This window comes from Parasphingorhabdus sp. (assembly GCF_059726685.1).
Map to the genome: position 1 here is coordinate 1735051 of NZ_AP041068.1, position 15679 is coordinate 1750729.

Annotated in this window: 19 protein-coding genes; 15 read left to right on the top strand and 4 right to left on the bottom strand. The window is 51.8% G+C overall.

The genetic code is table 11. The features are described from left to right. Positions 1 to 13: 13 nt before the first annotated feature. The 10 genes from AC6I9Z_RS08615 (at position 14) to AC6I9Z_RS08660 (ending at position 6943) form a co-directional block, all read left to right on the top strand. Positions 14 to 586, top strand: a complete 573-nt coding sequence (locus AC6I9Z_RS08615) for a flagellar basal body-associated FliL family protein (RefSeq protein WP_109357465.1) — start codon at positions 14 to 16, stop codon at positions 584 to 586. A 22-nt stretch (positions 587 to 608) separates the two neighbouring features. Continuing rightward, a complete protein-coding gene (locus AC6I9Z_RS08620; protein WP_461455245.1) occupies positions 609 to 1523 on the top strand; it encodes a FliM/FliN family flagellar motor switch protein in 915 nt (304 codons plus the stop codon). A gap of 9 nt (positions 1524 to 1532) precedes the next feature. After that, on the top strand, positions 1533 to 1886 hold the full coding sequence (gene fliN, locus AC6I9Z_RS08625) for a flagellar motor switch protein FliN (protein ID WP_461455247.1): 354 nt from the start codon (positions 1533 to 1535) through the stop codon (positions 1884 to 1886). Then, positions 1886 to 2140, top strand: a complete 255-nt coding sequence (locus AC6I9Z_RS08630) for a flagellar biosynthetic protein FliO (RefSeq protein WP_109357462.1) — start codon at positions 1886 to 1888, stop codon at positions 2138 to 2140. Before fliN ends, AC6I9Z_RS08630 begins: the two co-directional genes overlap by 1 nt. After that, positions 2130 to 2906: a flagellar type III secretion system pore protein FliP gene (fliP, locus tag AC6I9Z_RS08635; protein WP_461455249.1), complete on the top strand. Its 777-nt coding sequence runs from the start codon at positions 2130 to 2132 to the stop codon at positions 2904 to 2906. Before AC6I9Z_RS08630 ends, fliP begins: the two co-directional genes overlap by 11 nt. A gap of 2 nt (positions 2907 to 2908) precedes the next feature. Beyond that, positions 2909 to 3184 carry a flagellar biosynthetic protein FliQ gene (locus tag AC6I9Z_RS08640; protein WP_461455251.1) on the top strand — a complete coding sequence of 92 codons (276 nt, stop codon included), beginning with the start codon at positions 2909 to 2911 and terminating at the stop codon, positions 3182 to 3184. Then, entirely contained in the window at positions 3181 to 3963 is a 783-nt protein-coding gene (fliR, locus tag AC6I9Z_RS08645; RefSeq protein ID WP_461455253.1) for a flagellar biosynthetic protein FliR, read from the top strand. The genes AC6I9Z_RS08640 and fliR overlap by 4 nt, the downstream gene beginning before the upstream one ends. Further along, positions 3963 to 5105 (top strand): flagellar type III secretion system protein FlhB, encoded by a 1143-nt coding sequence (gene flhB / locus AC6I9Z_RS08650; RefSeq protein ID WP_461455255.1) that lies wholly within the window; start codon positions 3963 to 3965, stop codon positions 5103 to 5105. Before fliR ends, flhB begins: the two co-directional genes overlap by 1 nt. 70 nt (positions 5106 to 5175) lie before the next feature. Beyond that, a complete protein-coding gene (gene fliD, locus AC6I9Z_RS08655) occupies positions 5176 to 6528 on the top strand; it encodes a flagellar filament capping protein FliD (RefSeq protein WP_461455257.1) in 1353 nt (450 codons plus the stop codon). A 19-nt stretch (positions 6529 to 6547) separates the two neighbouring features. Beyond that, a complete protein-coding gene (locus tag AC6I9Z_RS08660; protein WP_461455259.1) occupies positions 6548 to 6943 on the top strand; it encodes a flagellar export chaperone FliS in 396 nt (131 codons plus the stop codon). Positions 6944 to 6976: 33 nt separating this feature from the next. Here AC6I9Z_RS08660 and AC6I9Z_RS08665 read toward each other — a convergent pair whose 3' ends face one another. The 3 genes from AC6I9Z_RS08665 to AC6I9Z_RS08675 form a co-directional block, all read right to left on the bottom strand. Continuing rightward, positions 6977 to 8080 carry a sigma-54 interaction domain-containing protein gene (locus AC6I9Z_RS08665; protein ID WP_461455261.1) on the bottom strand — a complete coding sequence of 368 codons (1104 nt, stop codon included), beginning with the start codon at positions 8078 to 8080 and terminating at the stop codon, positions 6977 to 6979. Between the two features lie 161 nt (positions 8081 to 8241). After that, positions 8242 to 8721, bottom strand: a complete 480-nt coding sequence (locus AC6I9Z_RS08670; RefSeq protein WP_461455263.1) for a helix-turn-helix domain-containing protein — start codon at positions 8719 to 8721, stop codon at positions 8242 to 8244. A 168-nt stretch (positions 8722 to 8889) separates the two neighbouring features. Next, positions 8890 to 10701: an ABC-F family ATP-binding cassette domain-containing protein gene (locus AC6I9Z_RS08675; RefSeq protein ID WP_461455265.1), complete on the bottom strand. Its 1812-nt coding sequence runs from the start codon at positions 10699 to 10701 to the stop codon at positions 8890 to 8892. A gap of 146 nt (positions 10702 to 10847) precedes the next feature. Here AC6I9Z_RS08675 and AC6I9Z_RS08680 point away from each other — a divergent pair, with 146 nt between their 5' ends. The 5 genes from AC6I9Z_RS08680 to AC6I9Z_RS08700 all read left to right on the top strand — a co-directional run bounded on the left by AC6I9Z_RS08680 (position 10848) and on the right by AC6I9Z_RS08700 (position 15339). Next, positions 10848 to 11567, top strand: coding sequence for an SIMPL domain-containing protein (locus AC6I9Z_RS08680; protein WP_461455267.1), 720 nt, complete (start codon positions 10848 to 10850; stop codon positions 11565 to 11567). Between the two features lie 68 nt (positions 11568 to 11635). After that, positions 11636 to 11944, top strand: coding sequence for a PepSY domain-containing protein (locus AC6I9Z_RS08685; protein WP_461455269.1), 309 nt, complete (start codon positions 11636 to 11638; stop codon positions 11942 to 11944). 83 nt (positions 11945 to 12027) lie between these two features. Beyond that, positions 12028 to 12693 carry a response regulator transcription factor gene (locus AC6I9Z_RS08690; RefSeq protein ID WP_461455271.1) on the top strand — a complete coding sequence of 222 codons (666 nt, stop codon included), beginning with the start codon at positions 12028 to 12030 and terminating at the stop codon, positions 12691 to 12693. Positions 12694 to 12788: 95 nt separating this feature from the next. Then, positions 12789 to 14105 (top strand): sensor histidine kinase, encoded by a 1317-nt coding sequence (locus AC6I9Z_RS08695; protein WP_461455273.1) that lies wholly within the window; start codon positions 12789 to 12791, stop codon positions 14103 to 14105. Positions 14106 to 14130: 25 nt separating this feature from the next. Then, positions 14131 to 15339, top strand: a complete 1209-nt coding sequence (locus AC6I9Z_RS08700; protein WP_461455275.1) for an FAD-dependent oxidoreductase — start codon at positions 14131 to 14133, stop codon at positions 15337 to 15339. Here the strand turns inward: AC6I9Z_RS08700 and AC6I9Z_RS08705 are convergent. Then, positions 15336 to 15620 carry a chorismate mutase gene (locus tag AC6I9Z_RS08705; RefSeq protein ID WP_109357447.1) on the bottom strand — a complete coding sequence of 95 codons (285 nt, stop codon included), beginning with the start codon at positions 15618 to 15620 and terminating at the stop codon, positions 15336 to 15338. The genes AC6I9Z_RS08700 and AC6I9Z_RS08705 overlap by 4 nt on opposite strands. Between the last annotated feature and the right edge of the window lie 59 nt (positions 15621 to 15679).

Below are 15679 nucleotides of genomic sequence, written 5' to 3' on the forward strand. Positions count from 1 at the left end.
TTCAGAGGTCAAAATGTCAGATACCAATCCGGAAGAAGAAAAGCCCAAAAAGAAAAAGGGCAAGATGAAAGGCATCATCATTGGGCTTGCTGCAGTTGCTGTTCTCGGCGGCGGCGGCGCGGCTGGCGGATTTTATGTCGCCGGTACGATGAACAGTGAAGGTGGTGAACCTGAAGACCCGAACAAGCCCAAGATAATTTTGAAAGACGGCACAGCCGTTAGCGAACGGGAAGCCAAGACCGCAATATCGGAGCCTAATGATAGTAATTTCAAAATTACTTATCATCAGATCGAGCAGCCGTTTACATCGAATCTCTCCAATTCTGAGAGCTTTGCGCAATTGTCGCTCGCTATCTCAACCTATTATGATGAGCGTGTTTTTGAGCATGTGACCGAGCATGAGATTGCCATCCGTTCCGCTATCCTGATGGAACTGGGGCAACAAGATCCGTTCGAGCTGGACACGTCCGAAGGCAAACGCGAGCTGAAGAAAAAGCTCCGCGATGTCATCAACGCCACCCTGAAAGAAAAATCGGGATTTGGCGGAATTGAGGACGTCTATTTCACCAGCATGGTCATCCAGTAAGATTTTAGAAGGCGATAAACCAATGTCCGAGCCTACCACAGAAAACGCCTCCGCCAGCGCCTCAACTGACCGCGCGCCAGCAGAGCACAGTCTGCTGAAAAAAGGCGGTCCTGATGATATGCTGTTGACGGTATATCGGAAGGTCGAGAAAAAACTGGCCAGTCGGATCAAAGCCCACCTGATGGGCATTGTCAGTTGTGAGTTGGGCGTCGAAATGACCAGCAGCGACACATTGCAATTCCCCAAATGGCATGAGGCACTGGAAGGTGACGCAGTCTATCTGGAATATCATTCCGGCACGTCGGGACCTCCTATGTGGGTCCGGGTTTCGCGTTTGTTTCTGACGGGGTGTGTAGACTGTTTTTTTGGCGGGCAATTTGATGGTGAAGCCTGCGCAGAAGGAAAGCTTTCGCGGTCCGAAACGGCGATGATTGATCGTCTGGGAAAAGCGATCGCCGATAGCCTCGCCGAGAGTTGGTCGGTGGTTTATGAAACAACGTTTCGTTATGCCGGATATATTCATGACAAGGATGATCTCGAGATGGATCTCGAAGATCCGAATATTCTTGTCAGTTCTGCCCGGATCGCGCTTTCGGGTCATGCGGTGGAAGCAATTGATTTTGCCCAGCCGATTGATGGACTCACCGCTATCGAACCACAGTTGCATCGCCCGGTAAGCCGGGAAACCAATGCTATTGATCCGGCCTGGCAAAGATCGCTGAAAGAATCTTTTGATCAGGTTTATATGCCTGTTCGCTCCGTCCTGGCGCGTCCGACAATGGACTTGTCCAAACTGTCCCGGCTTGCCGTCGGTGACATATTGCCAGTTTCTCCAACCGATAACGTACCACTTATCGTCGGTGACCGCGTCTTCGCACGCGGCAGCATCGGCGAACAAAATGGCGGTGTCGCATTCAAAATCAAACAGTTTCTATAGGACCAGAAAATGAACGATATGACCCATGATAGCGAGGCTCTGGGAGCCGCAGAACCTGCCGACGTAAACGGTGGTGTAAATGTCAGCCAGCCGCAGGACCATTATGCCTTTCTGGCGGATATCAAGGTTCGCCTGTCGGTCGAAGTTGGTAGCGTGTCTATGACGGTATCCGACATTATGGACCTACGCGAAGGCTCGGTCGTCGAACTCGACCGTCAGGTCGATCAGCTGATCGACATTAACGTCAACGGTACCCTGGTGGCCCGCGGCGAGGTTGTGCCGGTCAAGAATAAATTCGGCGTAAGGATCGCTGAGATCGTGTCGAACGGCATGGCACGGGCGCGCGTGGAAAGGCGCACCTGATGACCTTTTACATTCTAAAACTCGCAATCATGCTGCCGCTAATCGGCTTGCTGATTTACGGGACGCTCTGGCTCTATCGCAAATATCAACCGCAGACGATGATGCGTCAGAAATCAACCAGCCTCAATATCGTCGAAGTCATGCCGATTGGTGTGAACAACAAACTGGCCGTCGTTGATTTTGAAGGACGCAAGATCCTGCTCTCTGTCACTCGCAATGGTGTTGCAAAAGTTGATGAGAAAAATGCAGATTAATCTAAAAACCATCTGGATCATTGTCGCGATCATCGCATCCGCATTCATTGCGGCTCCGGCCTTCGCGCAGGATGCCGCGCCGGGTGCATCTGCTGCGCTGGAACGGGCGCTGGACGATGTGTCGGGAGACGGACAACCGTTGAGCACGACATTGCAAATCCTCATCGTAATGGGGTTGCTGACGATATTGCCGTCAATAGTCCTGATGATGACCAGCTTTACACGGATCATCATAGTCCTTTCGATCTTGCGTCATGCACTGGGCCTGCAGCAAACACCACCCAATCAGGTGCTGATCGGCCTGTCCCTGTTTCTCTCGCTGTTTGTCATGGCGCCGAGTATTGAAAAGATAAATGAACAGGCGATAACGCCCTATTCGGCGGACGAGATCACGTTGACCGAAGCCATTGATCGGTCTGGCAAGGTCATGCATAAATTTATGGCGAAACAGACGCGCCAAAGCGATCTTCGCCTGTTCATGGATCTTGCCAATGAAGACGGTTTTGAATCGACTGAAGATATTCCTTTCTCGATCATGCTGCCGGCCTTTGTCACCAGCGAACTGAAAACCGCTTTTCAGATCGGCTTTCTCATATTCCTGCCTTTCCTGATCATCGATCTGGTCGTAGCCGCCGTGTTGATGTCACTCGGTATGATGATGTTGTCGCCGGTGATTATATCGATGCCGTTCAAACTGCTACTTTTCGTTCTTGTAGATGGCTGGGCTCTTACTATGGGCTCTCTAGCGGCCTCGTTTGCGAGTTAGCCATGACCGATAATGCAGATTTCTTTGTCGGTATCGCGCAGCAAGCCTTGTGGGTTACCGCTCTCGCTGCCGCCCCGTTTTTGATCCCCGCTTTGCTGGTCGGACTTGTCCTGGGCATGGTTCAGGCAGCAACATCGGTTAACGAACAAACGCTTACCTTCGTGCCCAAGCTAGTTATTGTTGCCATTGTTGCTGCAATTTTCGGTGGCTCAATCCTTGTTCTGATTGTCGATTTCACGCGTGAAATTTACACCAGGATTCCGGATTTGCTCTTATGATTTTGGCCGGTTTTGCTGATGTAGAAAGCCAGATCTGGATGTGGATGATGGCGATGATCCGTCCCGGCGCGGCGATGGTTGTGACGCCGGTTTTCGGCGCGGCTAATGTGCCCGTCCAGATCCGCATCATCCTGGCGTTCATGATCGGTATGGTCGCAACCAACAGCGTAAGTTTCGACTTGCCGACCGATTCAGCGATCACCCTGAACAACATGATTTTCGTAATGGGAGAAGTGCTACTCGGCCTCGCTATCGGCTTTGCATTACAACTGGGCTTTGCCAGCGTGCTTATAGCAGGTGAAACGATCAGTAACGCCATGGGCCTGGGCTTTGCCAGCATGGCGGACCCGCAAACAGGTCAATCTACGCCGGTTATTGGTCAGTTTTTAATGATCGTGGCGACGCTGTTGCTGCTCGCTATCGATGGCCATTTGATGCTGATCGCGGCGATTGTCGAAAGCTATTCCGCTTTGCCGCCGGGCTTTGCATTTCTGGGTCCCGAATTGCTGCTAGGCATGGTGAAATTTGGTGGCACGTTATTTTCCATGGGGCTGCTCATTGCTCTGCCTGTCGGCGGTGCGCTTATCCTCATTCAATTTGTTATGGGCTTCTTGGCCCGAACGGCACCAGCGCTTAATCTGTTCGCTGTCGGTATTCCGGTCACAATTACAGCTGGCCTGGTAATGCTGGCAATAACTGCGCCGATCATGGCCGACACGATTGTCCAGTCTTTGGGCATGGGCCTCAATCAGGCTGTCTTCATTGCGGGCGGCGGATAGTGGCACAGGAATCCCCAACCGGCGGCGAAAAGACCGAAGCACCAACCCCCAAGAAACTGAAAGACAGCGCCGAGAAAGGTGATGTCCTCAAGTCCCAGGACCTTGGCGGCGCGATGGTTATTTTCTTTGGCACCGTGGCGGTCGTGATTTTTGGTGGAACGCTGTATCAGGCGCTTGCCGATATGCTCGCCAGCGCGCTGATTTTCGATCATCGTGATATTGAGATATTCGACATAGAAGGGCGCAGTTTCTCACTCGTTTCCGGTATCGTACCGGAATTTATGAGCCTGTTCGCCATGTTGCTGGTTGCCGCAATAGCGACACCAGCATTGCTGGGATCACTGGGCTTTCGCTGGTCTGCGATGAAACCCAAACCATCAAAGCTGGACCCGATAAAGGGGATGGGGAAAATATTCGGAACCAATGGTCTGATGGAGCTTGGCAAGTCGATCATGAAAGTCTTGCTGCTTGGAGTGGTCGGCGGGTCCATATTATCCATGCATTTTGGCGATCTTGCCCAGCTGGGTGCGCAGGATTTGGATATGGCTGTTGCCAGTTACACATCGCTTTTCCTGAAACTGTTGGTCGGTATCACCGTGAGCCTGATGCTGATCGCGATGATCGATGTGCCAATCCAGTTGTTCCAGCGGACGAAGCGCCTGAAAATGACCAAGCAAGAGGTCAAGGACGAGTATAAACAAACCGAAGGTTCACCTGACACCAGGGCTATCCAGCGTCAGCGTCGCAGCGAGATGCTCAGTGACTCGACCCGCAAAGCCGTCGCAGACGCCACCGTTCTGCTGGTTAATCCAACCCACTTTGCCGTCGCACTGCGCTATGACCGGGAACAGGATTATGCGCCAGTGGTATTGGGTAAAGGCTGTGACGCGATAGCTCTGGCCATGCGTGAAATGGCGGCAGAAGTTGGTACGCCGGTTATGGAATATCAGGACCTTACCCGCTCCATCTACTACACATCGGAGGTAGGAGAGGTCATTGACGATCGCCTCTATGCAGTGGTCGCTGCCATACTGAGCTTCCTCATTCAGCTGGACGAAAAACTGGTCAGCCCTCTCCACAAACCCAAAATCAACCTGCCTGAAGACATGCAATATAGTGCCGACGGCAGCAGGATGGCCTGATCTGAAATGAAAAACTGTATCTTAATCGGCCCCGAAACGTGCCGTAAATCACCAGGAAGGTGAAAGAATAATGTTTGGTAATGTCATAAACAGTATCGGCGCTGGTTCCGGTATCAACTCCGCCCAATTGGTGTCCGACCTCGTCGCGGCATCAACGGGTGTCAAGTTGAGCCAGCTCAATGAACGAAGCCAGCTTAATAGCACACGGATATCGGCAATGGCCGCCACCGCTTCGGCGCTGACTACCTTTTCCGACGCAGTGAAAGAAACTCTTGATGGTCAGGGATTTGTCGGTGAGCTGATATCCAGCCGCACCGAACTGGCCAACGCAACCGTGCTTGAAGATGCGCGACCGGAAGGACTGCCAGCCTCCGTAGAGGTTGTGCAAATAGCGGCCGCTCAGCGAGAAATGACCGACGTTTTTGCCAGCGCTTCCGACCCGATTGGGGAGCGCACTCTCACCATTACCAACAGCGGGGGCAGTTTCGATATTGTCATTGATGATACCAATAACAGTCTGGCCGGTTTGAAAGATGCGATCAATGCCAGCAATAGCGGTGTCACAGCCTCTATATTGACTGACAATGCAGGGTCTCGTCTGGTATTTGAAGCGCAGGAAGGGGTCGAAAATGCTTTTACAATTGGTCAGAGCGGGCCTTCGGCAGCCTTGAATCTATCAAATATCGGAGCCGCTGCAGATAGTATTATTCGGGTTGACGGCATAGAGCTGACCAACAGCAGCAATGCGGTTACCGGTGCTATTCCCGGAGTGCAGCTATCTCTACTGGCGGCTGAACCCGGCACAGTTTTTTCGATTAGCGGTGATTCAGAACCGCTCGATGTTCGCAGTCTCGTGACGGAATTCGTCACCGCCTATAATGAACTGCGCAGTTCTTTAAATGATGCAACCGCGCCCGGCCTGGCTGGTGTAAGCGGCGGTCCATTGGCCGGTGATCGCGGCGCGCGCGAAGTCATCCGACAGCTTAGCCAGCTGACGTCAACCCAATTGGCGGATGGCGGCGATTTCCGGACTCTCGCCGATATCGGTGTGCGCACCGAAAGCGATGGTACCTTGAGTATCGATAATGTTCGTCTTGATGCTGCGCTGGAACTGGACAGCGGCGGAGTTAAGTTGATGCTGGAGCCAGTCACTGTGAGCGAGACCAATGTGGGCTTGAGCGGAGCGCTTGATGCAATTTCTTCCCGCTTACAGGACGAGAATGGCGCTTTGGCACAGGCACAAGAGCGGCTTGATGCGATCCGGGAGTCCATTGAGGAGCGCCGGGAAAAAATCACTGATGAGGGCGATCGCCTGCGTGAACAATTACAAACTACTTTTGCTGGCTTGGAACGGCAGTTGTCCGTTCTTCGGGCTACGCAATCCTATGTCGAACAACAATTCGCATCTTTTGATGATAACTGACGTTAGAAAGAAATAAAGAATGACATTTCAATCCAATATTCGCCGTGCATCAAGCTATCAATCGGTTCAGAAGAACAGCCACGTATTGTCGGCCAACCCTTATGATCTGGTGTCGATATTATTCGCTGAACTGCGAGACAGTCTGGACGCGATGATCGAAAGTGCAAAGCGCAATGATCATGGAAAAATGTTTGAATTTCGGGCCAAAGCGCTTGGTATTCTAAATGGATTGGATGAGTCGCTGGATTTTGAAGCTGCTGGTGATCTCGCCCAAACGCTCCATACCATCTACCGGGAAGCGGGGCGCCGGATCCAGGCGGAAGTTGGTGTCTCATTTATTGAAAAAGCAGAGTCCGCGCGGGAAATGCTACATGAAATAGAAAAATCATGGCTAGCAATCGCTCCGGGACGATAAAACGCTGAAGAGACGATACCAATAGCGCTGGCGCTAAAAACCGGCGGCTAGTGCTACGCTATCTTGCAGCTGTTTATCGATACTATGTTTGCGCATCTTGTCGATAAACGTGGTCCGTTTGATATTGATCGACCGTGCGGCTTTCGAAACAACGCCGTGTGAGGCTTCCAAAGCATGCATTATGATGCGGCGCTCTTCATTTTTGAGATGGGCGTTAAGGTCGATGACATTGTTCGACTGTGGTGCAGCAAACATTGGTGAGGTAGGCGCAAAATCTTCCTCGCTGTCTATGCCCGGGGTGCTCTCAGCGAACTGAGGTTGTGCTTCCACTTGCCGATCATGGATTGCCGGTATGATTTCGGATTGAACCAAAGTCGCGATATCATGGGCATGGACCTGCTGGCCGGAAAAGAACACCGTAGCGCGTTCAACGACGTTGCGTAGTTCACGCACGTTGCCTGGCCAATTATAGTTTTGAAGCGCCGCGTAGGCCTCCGCGGTAAAAATCGGCAGAGGGTTGCTATCTGATTGATTATTCAGAAAATGTTCCACCAATGCCGGGATGTCTTCTGTCCGTTCGCTCAGAGCAGGGACTTCGATGGGTACAACACAAAGCCGATAGAACAGGTCTTCGCGGAAAGATCCGCGTTGAATAGCGGTGCCCAGATTTTTGTGGGTCGCAGCGATTACTCTGACATTGATCGGAATATTCTGGTTGCCGCCAACACGGTTGACTATTCGCGATTCCAGAACCCGTAGCAATTTAACTTGCATGTTAAGGGGCATATCGCCGATTTCGTCGAGAAAAATAGTGCCTTCGTTAGACTGTTCAAACAAACCGACATGTTTGTTGACTGCGCCGGTAAAACTGCCTTTTTCATGACCGAATAATTCGGACTCAATCAACTGTTCCGGCAGCGCGCCACAATTGACAGTAATGTTGGGAGCTGCGGCCCGTTGTGAAATGCTGTGAATCGCTTCAGCTACAACTTCTTTACCGCTTCCGGAAGGGCCGGTGATCATGATAGAGCTGTTGCAACGACCGGCGAACTTTACCAGCATTCGCAGTTGCTGCATTTTGGGACTGCTGCCAATCAGCTTTGATGCTAGGAGCGTCTCTAAATTTGCGTCACTCATTAAACTACCCAGATAACAAACCACAATATCCGGCATCGCCGGGGAGAGGTGGTTCGAAGATCCCGCAATCTCCGAACCGTCACCTGGTAAAAACGTAAATGAACAAAGATGGTTAAATAGAAGTTAACTGGATCAGACCGCTTTGCTTCTTGGTGGTCAGATCACTTGAAATGAGACAATATGGTAGAGATCTTGTCTTTGCAGGTTTCAGAAGTGGATATGAAAACCATGCGATTGTCAGAAGGATTGGGTGATTTCTCGAGCAGGCCTTCTTCTGCCATCACGTTGATATATCGCATGGCCGTTGTCATGGGTATCCCGGAACTATGTGCGATTGACGAGACGGTTATCTTCTGGCCCTTGAGATCGCAAATATAAGTGTCAAGGCACATGTTCCAACAGGAATCAGCAAATAACCCGGAACCGAGATTAAGCGTATCGGCTTTGAGCCGGCTCCATTTCAACAGTCTTTCCGCGCGATGTATCAACTCTGCCGCAGTGATATCTTCAACGGCTGGGTCGGGGGTATCAGTCTCGTCATTTTCGGAGGATACAACCAGCCCGTTCAGCGCTTCGATCTTTTCGGTGGCTTCAGCCAGCGCTGACCTGATCGCGGCGATTTCAACGCTGACTGGGTCCATATTTATAAGCCGTGCTTCATCATAAACTTTCTAACTAACCCAATTTCCATCGAATGGCCATACTGTTACTTAGGCATCTTTACGTATTGAGACTTCACTCTATACGGCCCATTTCTTTGTTTCGAACATGGTTATCAAGTGTAGAGTGCCTGATCACTGTTTCTATCGCTATCCTTTTAGCTGTTCTACCTGCTCTGCCAATTCTAGCCAACGCATCTCAGCCTCATCCTTTTCGTCAATGAGAGTTGCGTTCTCTTCGGTAAGTTGTTCGAATTGAGTGAAGTTTTTGGTGTACAAGTCGGCGTCGGACAGAGCTTCGGCAATTTGCTCCATACGTTTGTCAATTGCTTCGATCCGACCGGGCAGCATGTCATAGTCCCGCTGGTCCTTGTAACTCAGCTTCTTCGCCGGACTGCTTGATTTTGTAGTAGCTTTTGTCGGTGCCGCTTTGCCGGTTTTCCTGGACTTTGATCCGTTGCTATCGGATTTGCGCTTGGCTTCCCATTCTGCATAGCCGCCTGCGACAATATCTACCCTGCCGCTGCCATCCAGTCCCAAAGTCACGGTAACCGTGCGGTCCAGGAAGTCGCGGTCATGACTGACGAGTAGTACGGTGCCTTCATAATCCGCAATCACTTCCTGAAGAAGATCGAGCGTTTCAAGATCGAGATCATTGGTCGGCTCGTCCAGTACGAGCAAATTTGACATACGCGCAAATTCCCGGGCGAGGAGCAGCCGGGACTGCTCGCCGCCTGACAAGGTGCCTACTCTGGCGTCAATGAGGCTGGGGGCGAACAGGAAGTCTTTGAGATAGCCCTGCACATGTTTTTTGTTGCCGCGCACATCCACCCAGTCGCTGCCATCGGCAAGGACGTCACGGACGGTCTTGTTTCCTTCCAAAAGGCTGCGCTGCTGGTCAATGAAGACACCGTTCAGCGTTTTGGCCAGATCAACCGATCCGGTGTCCGGTTTCAGTTCGCCGGTCAGCATCTTGAGCAAAGTCGTCTTGCCGGCTCCGTTGGCCCCGACAATACCAATCCGGTCTCCCCGCTGAATGCGCAGGGAGAAATCCCGAATGATTGTGCGTTTGGCATCGCCTTCAACAAAAGCCTTGGAGATATTTTCGGCCATGATGATGGACTTTGTGCGGACATCATCGCTTTGGGCTTTCAGGTTGGCCGTTCCGGCCGGACCAATCATGGCTGCACGTTGCGCCCGCATTTGATATAATTTCTCAAGCCGCCCCTGATTGCGTTTGCGCCTTGCAGTTACGCCGCGCTCCAGCCAGCGTGCTTCCAGTTTCAGCTTGGCGTCGATTTTGCTGGCTGCCTGAGCCTCGTCTGCATGAACTTTTTCCATCCACGCGTCATAGCCGCCAAAGCCGACCTCCTGTCGGCGGATAGCACCGCGATCAAGCCAGATAGTCTGTTTGGTAAGACGGGTAAGAAAGGTCCGGTCATGGGAAATCGTAATGAAAGCGCCCTTGTACCGACGCAGCCAGTCTTCCAGCCAGTCAATCGCGCCTAGATCGAGATGGTTGGTCGGTTCGTCAAGCAACAACAGATCCGGTTCCAAAGCCAGCGCCCGGCAAATCGCTGCCCGGCGTTTTTCACCGCCACTGGCCTTGTCCGCACGGATTGCAAGGTCTGTAGACAGCTGGTCAGCGATGGACTGAACTTCATGTGCAGCTGGTCCGGGGCTTCCGGCGACCGCAAAATCAAGCAGTGTTTCGAATGGAGAGAAATCCGGCTCCTGCTCCAGCATCACGATATTGGTGCCGGGTTGGATCATTCGTTTGCCTTTATCCGGCTCAATCTGATCGGCAATCAGCCGCAACAATGTCGTTTTTCCCGCACCGTTACGACCAATTAATGCCAAACGGTCGCGCGGACCGACGTGCAGATCAAGGTCACGGAACAACCATCCTTCGCCTTGATGGAGAGATAGGCCTTCATAAGAGAAAATAGGTGGCTGAGACATTATCCTTGCGCGTTATAGGCAAGTGGCGTTTTGCTCAAGTTACGTTTTGGCAAAAGCAGGCTATAAGGAACCAACTCACGACTATGGGGTGGTCGCATTTGGTCAAAGCAGGGTTCTTAACTTTTGATTTTATTGGAAGGAACGACATGAAGTATCTCGCAATTATTACTATCGCTGCTGCGATGTTGGGAGGCGGTCAGATGGCTGAAGCCGCTAATGTCCAGATTACCGCACAAAACCCCGTAATTGAGCTCACCATATCGGAGCAGGTCGATAGTCGTCCCGATACGGCGACGTTTAGTACCAGAGTGGAAACGAAGGCGCCCACTGCAACGCAAGCGTTACGGGAAAACTCTCGCCAAGCCAGGATGATGATCGAAAAATTGAAATCACTCGGTGTTGCAGCAGATGACATTCAAACGACGGGTATTAACCTCAATGCTGATTACCAATATGATCGCGGGGGCAAGGTAAGTCGATTTGTCGGCTATCGCGTTTCCAATCAGGTCCGGGCAAAAGTTCGCAATATTGATGATCTGGGCCAGATATTGGACGCGCTTGTTAGTGATGGCGGTGCAACCAATCTCAACGGTCCCTATTTCTCCATTGATGACGATAGTAAAGTCAAGCAAACGGCGCGCGAACGAGCCCTTGCAAATGGGAAGAGGCAAGCGGAAAGCTATGCAAGGGCTTCTGGATATACCGGTGTGCGTGTGGTTTCCATAGCCGAAGGATTCAGTAATGCTTCTCCTCACCCTGTGAGCTCGATGCGGATGATGAGTGTTCAAGACGAGTCCGTCCCCGTCGCGCCGGGACAAGTCGGAACGACGGTTAGTCTCAATATTACCTATGAAATGATCCGTTAATCTTTAAAGATGTGAACTGAACTTGCCGTTCACGTGATGTTAAAAGCAGGAACGTTAAAAGCCTGATCATGTTCAAGAAACCCATCTTTTCTGCGATAATGGCTTGCACTGCCTTGGCTGTGACGGCTGTCCCGGTTCAGGCTATGCAACGCGATAACGAGCAAAAAGCAGCTCGTGCGCAAATGATGGCGGGCAAGGGAAAGTCCCTGCGATCGATTGAAAACAAGGTCCTGCCAAGAATGGCGGGTAGCCAGTATCTGGGGCCGGAATATGATCCTTCAGCCCAGGTCTATCGATTGAAATTTATCCAGAAAGGCCATGTCATCTTTGTCGATGTCGATGGCCGGACTGGAGCCATCCTCCGTGAACGCCGCTAAGTCGTTTTCTCTTTATCATTGTGGGATTTAATGATGGTGATATAGCTATATCATCTTGAAAACCGGTTTCCTGGAGTAACTTTATGCGCGTGCTTATAGTCGAAGATGAACCCACCTTGGGACAACAGCTAAAATCGACTCTGGAAAGCAATGGCTATGCAATTGACCTGTCCACTGATGGCGAAGATGGCCATTTCATGGGCTCTACCGAAGAATATGACGCGGTTATCCTTGATCTGGGCTTGCCGGAGATTGATGGTCTGACGGTATTGGACCGATGGCGCAGGGAAGAGCGGAATTTTCCGGTGCTGGTTCTGACAGCCCGCGACAGCTGGTCGGATAAGGTTGCTGGACTGGATGCAGGGGCTGACGATTATCTCGCCAAGCCGTTCCAGACCGAAGAGCTAATTGCACGCCTTAGAGCGCTGATACGCCGCGCCTCCGGCAATGCGTCATCAGAGCTCACCGCAGGGGATGTCCGGCTGGATACGCGTTCCGGCAAAGTCACTTTAAATGGTGGACCGGTGAAGCTGACCGCGCAGGAATATAAACTCTTGTCTTATCTCATGCACCACAAAGGCAAGGTTGTGTCCCGAACTGAACTGATCGAACATATTTATGATCAGGATTTCGACCGTGATTCGAATACGATTGAAGTATTTGTAACCCGTATCCGGAAAAAATTGGGTGCCGATGTCATTTCGACAATCCGGGGGCTGGGTTACAGTCTAGAGGATCCTGACAGCTGAATGAGACAAGCAAAATAGATCTTCCGATTGATGAAGCAGATGTCCAGCCGAAACCCCCATTAGGCACGCAAACCACAGGGTCGCTGAGCCGCAGGATGATCGGTATTGCAGCCGCATGGATCATCATATTGCTACTTGGCGGCGGCGTTGCGCTCGACCGGGTGCTCGTCAACGCGGTCACCCGCAATTTTGACAATCAGCTTGAATATGCCCTGACGGCAATGATCGCTTCCGCAGAAATCGGACCCGACGGTGAGATATTATTCAATCGACCACTTGGCGAGCAACGGTTTCTGGAACCCAATAGTGGTTCCTATTGGCAGATTAGCGGTGCCGGGCATGATGATTGGGCTTCCCGTTCGCTATGGGATCGAACATTGGAGCAAACAGAACCCCATGAGGATCTGGAGACCCATCTCTATGAGAGTGACCAGTTCCCTGAGGAACCTTTGCGGATAGCAGAACGAAGCGTCGTTCTTCCCGATTCAGAGGTGAGATGGTCGTTTCAGGTCGCCCAGAGCCGAGATGGGTTGGACGCTCAGGTGAATGAAATACGGTCGATATTGATCAACAGCTTCCTGTTGCTCGCCCTTGGACTGATCGGCATGGCTGCGTTGCAGACTTTATATGGGCTTTGGCCTCTGCGAAAAATTCGCAAGGCGATCGGTGAGATGCGAAACGGGCAGAAAAAGCGCGTTAGCGAACCCATGCCCAATGAGGTTACACCGATGGTTGACGAGTTGAACGAGCTGCTCGACCATAATGAAAAACAGGCGGAAGAAGCGCGTCGGCATGCAGGCAATCTGGCTCATGCGCTGAAAACGCCGCTGACCGTCATCATGAACAGCGCCACGGCCAAGGCCGATGACCTTGCTGACACGGTGATCCGGGAATCGGGCGTTATGCGCCGTCAGGTGGACCACCACCTTGCCCGCGCCCGAGCGGTTGGTCGCCGCGGTCATGCGCACAGCCGTGCCCGTGTGTGGCCCAGCCTGCAGGCAGTCGAACGAGCTGTTGGGCGGCTCTATAAGCATGTCCGGATCGATATCGATGGCGACAAGGATGCTGCGGTATCTGTCGAACGTCAGGATCTTGACGAGATGATCGGCAATCTGGTTGAAAATGCTGCAAAATATGGCGGTGGCAGTGTTTTTGTCACAGTCGAACCGAATGACGAGTTTGTCGAATTGCTGATCGAGGACGATGGCATGGGCATCCCTGCCGAAGAGCGTCAACGCATTTTCGATCGCGGTGCGCGTCTGGATACCGGCAAACCGGGTACAGGCCTGGGGCTCGCCATTGTCCGGGATGTTGCGGAAATTTATCATGGCACAGTTTCTCTGGAAGAAAGCGAAGATCTTGGCGGTTTGATGGTCAGGCTCTGCTTACCGAAATCGATGGTAAATCAGTGACATAAAGTCAGTTTGTCGACAATATTTGAGTATTACAACTTTGGGGCTAGTCGCACAGAATATTGCAATAATAGGATGCGGACCGGGTGGTCTAGCATCTGCCTTGTTTCTTGCGCGGCAAGGGCATCAGGTAACTCTGTTTGAGCGTTTTTCTGAACCCAGACCGCTTGGATCAGGCTTGCTCATTCAACCTTCTGGACAACAAGTTCTGGACTCATTGGGATTGCTGGATCGCATTCGGCAACTGGCTAGCCCTGTTCACCAATTGCACGGTATCTCGGTGCATAATGGGCGCCGCGCGCTGGATATGAAATATGAAAATGCCCGCCATGCCGTTTCTGCTTTGGGCATTCACCGTGCCAGCCTTTTCGACACTTTGATGCAGGCGGTAAAAGAGGCTGGAATTCCGATAGAAACATGCAAGGAACTGGTTGGTGTATCGGAAAATGAATCTGCAATTGAGCCGGTTTTTGCTGACGGTATGCCAGCCGCGCAATTCGACCTGCTGGTGGATGCCAGCGGCGCTCGTAGCCCTTTGGCGACCGGACGCCTTAGAAAACTAAGTTATGGTGCATTCTGGGCTACTGTGGATATACCTGACAATCATGGAGTAATGCCCAACGCATTGGATCAGCGTTACTGGCACGCCAGCAAAATGGCGGGAATAATGCCGGTTGGCATCAATCCAGCCACCGGTAATCAGGGGGCAGCGATATTCTGGTCTGAAAAGCCGGAAAATGCTGCCGGTGTCATGGATGCGGGTATTGAGCAGTTCAGGACGGAATATTGCAAACTCTGGCCTGAAGCCGAACCCTTTATAGCTCAGATTGGTTCAATGGATGAGCTGACCATGGCCGTTTATGGGCATCGTACCGGCCGCTCGCAGACGTCGAAAAGACTATATCATGTTGGCGACAGCTGGCACTGCACAAGCCCGCAATTGGGGCAGGGGGCCAACATGGCCCTCATCGACGCCAGTGCGCTCGCGACGGCTGTTGCCAGCATTGATGGCATATCGAAACGATATAGCCGGTTGCGGTCCTTTCATATCGAGCTTTATCAGTTGCTCAGTGTCATGTTCACGCCGCTTTATCAGTCAAATGGCAGAATTTTACCGTTTATCCGCGACCTCGCCATCCACCATTTTGCCCGATGGCCAGTGGTACGCAGCTTTATAACTCATATTGTATCCGGTGTTTTGGGCCTAAAGCATATCAGGCAAAAGCAAGACTAGGCGGACTCCTCCCGGATCTGCTCATGGTGTCGGATCACTTCATCGATTATGAAGCGCAAGAACTTTTCGGAAAATTCGGGATCAAGATCGGCGTCGCTGGCGAGTTGTCGCAAGCGGGCAATTTGTTCCTGTTCGCGGGAAGGGTCAGCAGGGGGGAGCTTGTTCTTCGCCTTATATTCGCCAACGGCCTGCGTGACCTTGAACCGTTCTGCCAGCATGAACACCAATGCGGCGTCGATATTGTTGATGCTTTGGCGATATTGTTTGAGCTTGTCGTCCATGGATAGCAGCCTGATTTCCTTAATTGATTCATAGCTTGATAGACTTGCCCGCAAGTTTT

Bases quoted from the DNA above. Each gene is read 5' to 3' on its own strand.
- AC6I9Z_RS08615 (WP_109357465.1), top strand. From the start codon at position 14: ATGTCAGATACCAATCCGGAAGAAGAAAAGCCCAAAAAGAAAAAGGGC.
- AC6I9Z_RS08620 (WP_461455245.1), top strand. From the start codon at position 609: ATGTCCGAGCCTACCACAGAAAACGCCTCCGCCAGCGCCTCAACTGAC.
- fliN (WP_461455247.1), top strand. From the start codon at position 1,533: ATGAACGATATGACCCATGATAGCGAGGCTCTGGGAGCCGCAGAACCT.
- AC6I9Z_RS08630 (WP_109357462.1), top strand. From the start codon at position 1,886: ATGACCTTTTACATTCTAAAACTCGCAATCATGCTGCCGCTAATCGGC.
- fliP (WP_461455249.1), top strand. From the start codon at position 2,130: ATGCAGATTAATCTAAAAACCATCTGGATCATTGTCGCGATCATCGCA.
- AC6I9Z_RS08640 (WP_461455251.1), top strand. From the start codon at position 2,909: ATGACCGATAATGCAGATTTCTTTGTCGGTATCGCGCAGCAAGCCTTG.
- fliR (WP_461455253.1), top strand. From the start codon at position 3,181: ATGATTTTGGCCGGTTTTGCTGATGTAGAAAGCCAGATCTGGATGTGG.
- fliD (WP_461455257.1), top strand. From the start codon at position 5,176: ATGTTTGGTAATGTCATAAACAGTATCGGCGCTGGTTCCGGTATCAAC.
- AC6I9Z_RS08660 (WP_461455259.1), top strand. From the start codon at position 6,548: ATGACATTTCAATCCAATATTCGCCGTGCATCAAGCTATCAATCGGTT.
- AC6I9Z_RS08665 (WP_461455261.1), bottom strand. From the start codon at position 8,080: ATGAGTGACGCAAATTTAGAGACGCTCCTAGCATCAAAGCTGATTGGC.
- AC6I9Z_RS08670 (WP_461455263.1), bottom strand. From the start codon at position 8,721: ATGGACCCAGTCAGCGTTGAAATCGCCGCGATCAGGTCAGCGCTGGCT.
- AC6I9Z_RS08675 (WP_461455265.1), bottom strand. From the start codon at position 10,701: ATGTCTCAGCCACCTATTTTCTCTTATGAAGGCCTATCTCTCCATCAA.
- AC6I9Z_RS08680 (WP_461455267.1), top strand. From the start codon at position 10,848: ATGAAGTATCTCGCAATTATTACTATCGCTGCTGCGATGTTGGGAGGC.
- AC6I9Z_RS08685 (WP_461455269.1), top strand. From the start codon at position 11,636: ATGTTCAAGAAACCCATCTTTTCTGCGATAATGGCTTGCACTGCCTTG.
- AC6I9Z_RS08690 (WP_461455271.1), top strand. From the start codon at position 12,028: ATGCGCGTGCTTATAGTCGAAGATGAACCCACCTTGGGACAACAGCTA.
- AC6I9Z_RS08695 (WP_461455273.1), top strand. From the start codon at position 12,789: ATGATCGGTATTGCAGCCGCATGGATCATCATATTGCTACTTGGCGGC.
- AC6I9Z_RS08705 (WP_109357447.1), bottom strand. From the start codon at position 15,620: ATGGACGACAAGCTCAAACAATATCGCCAAAGCATCAACAATATCGAC.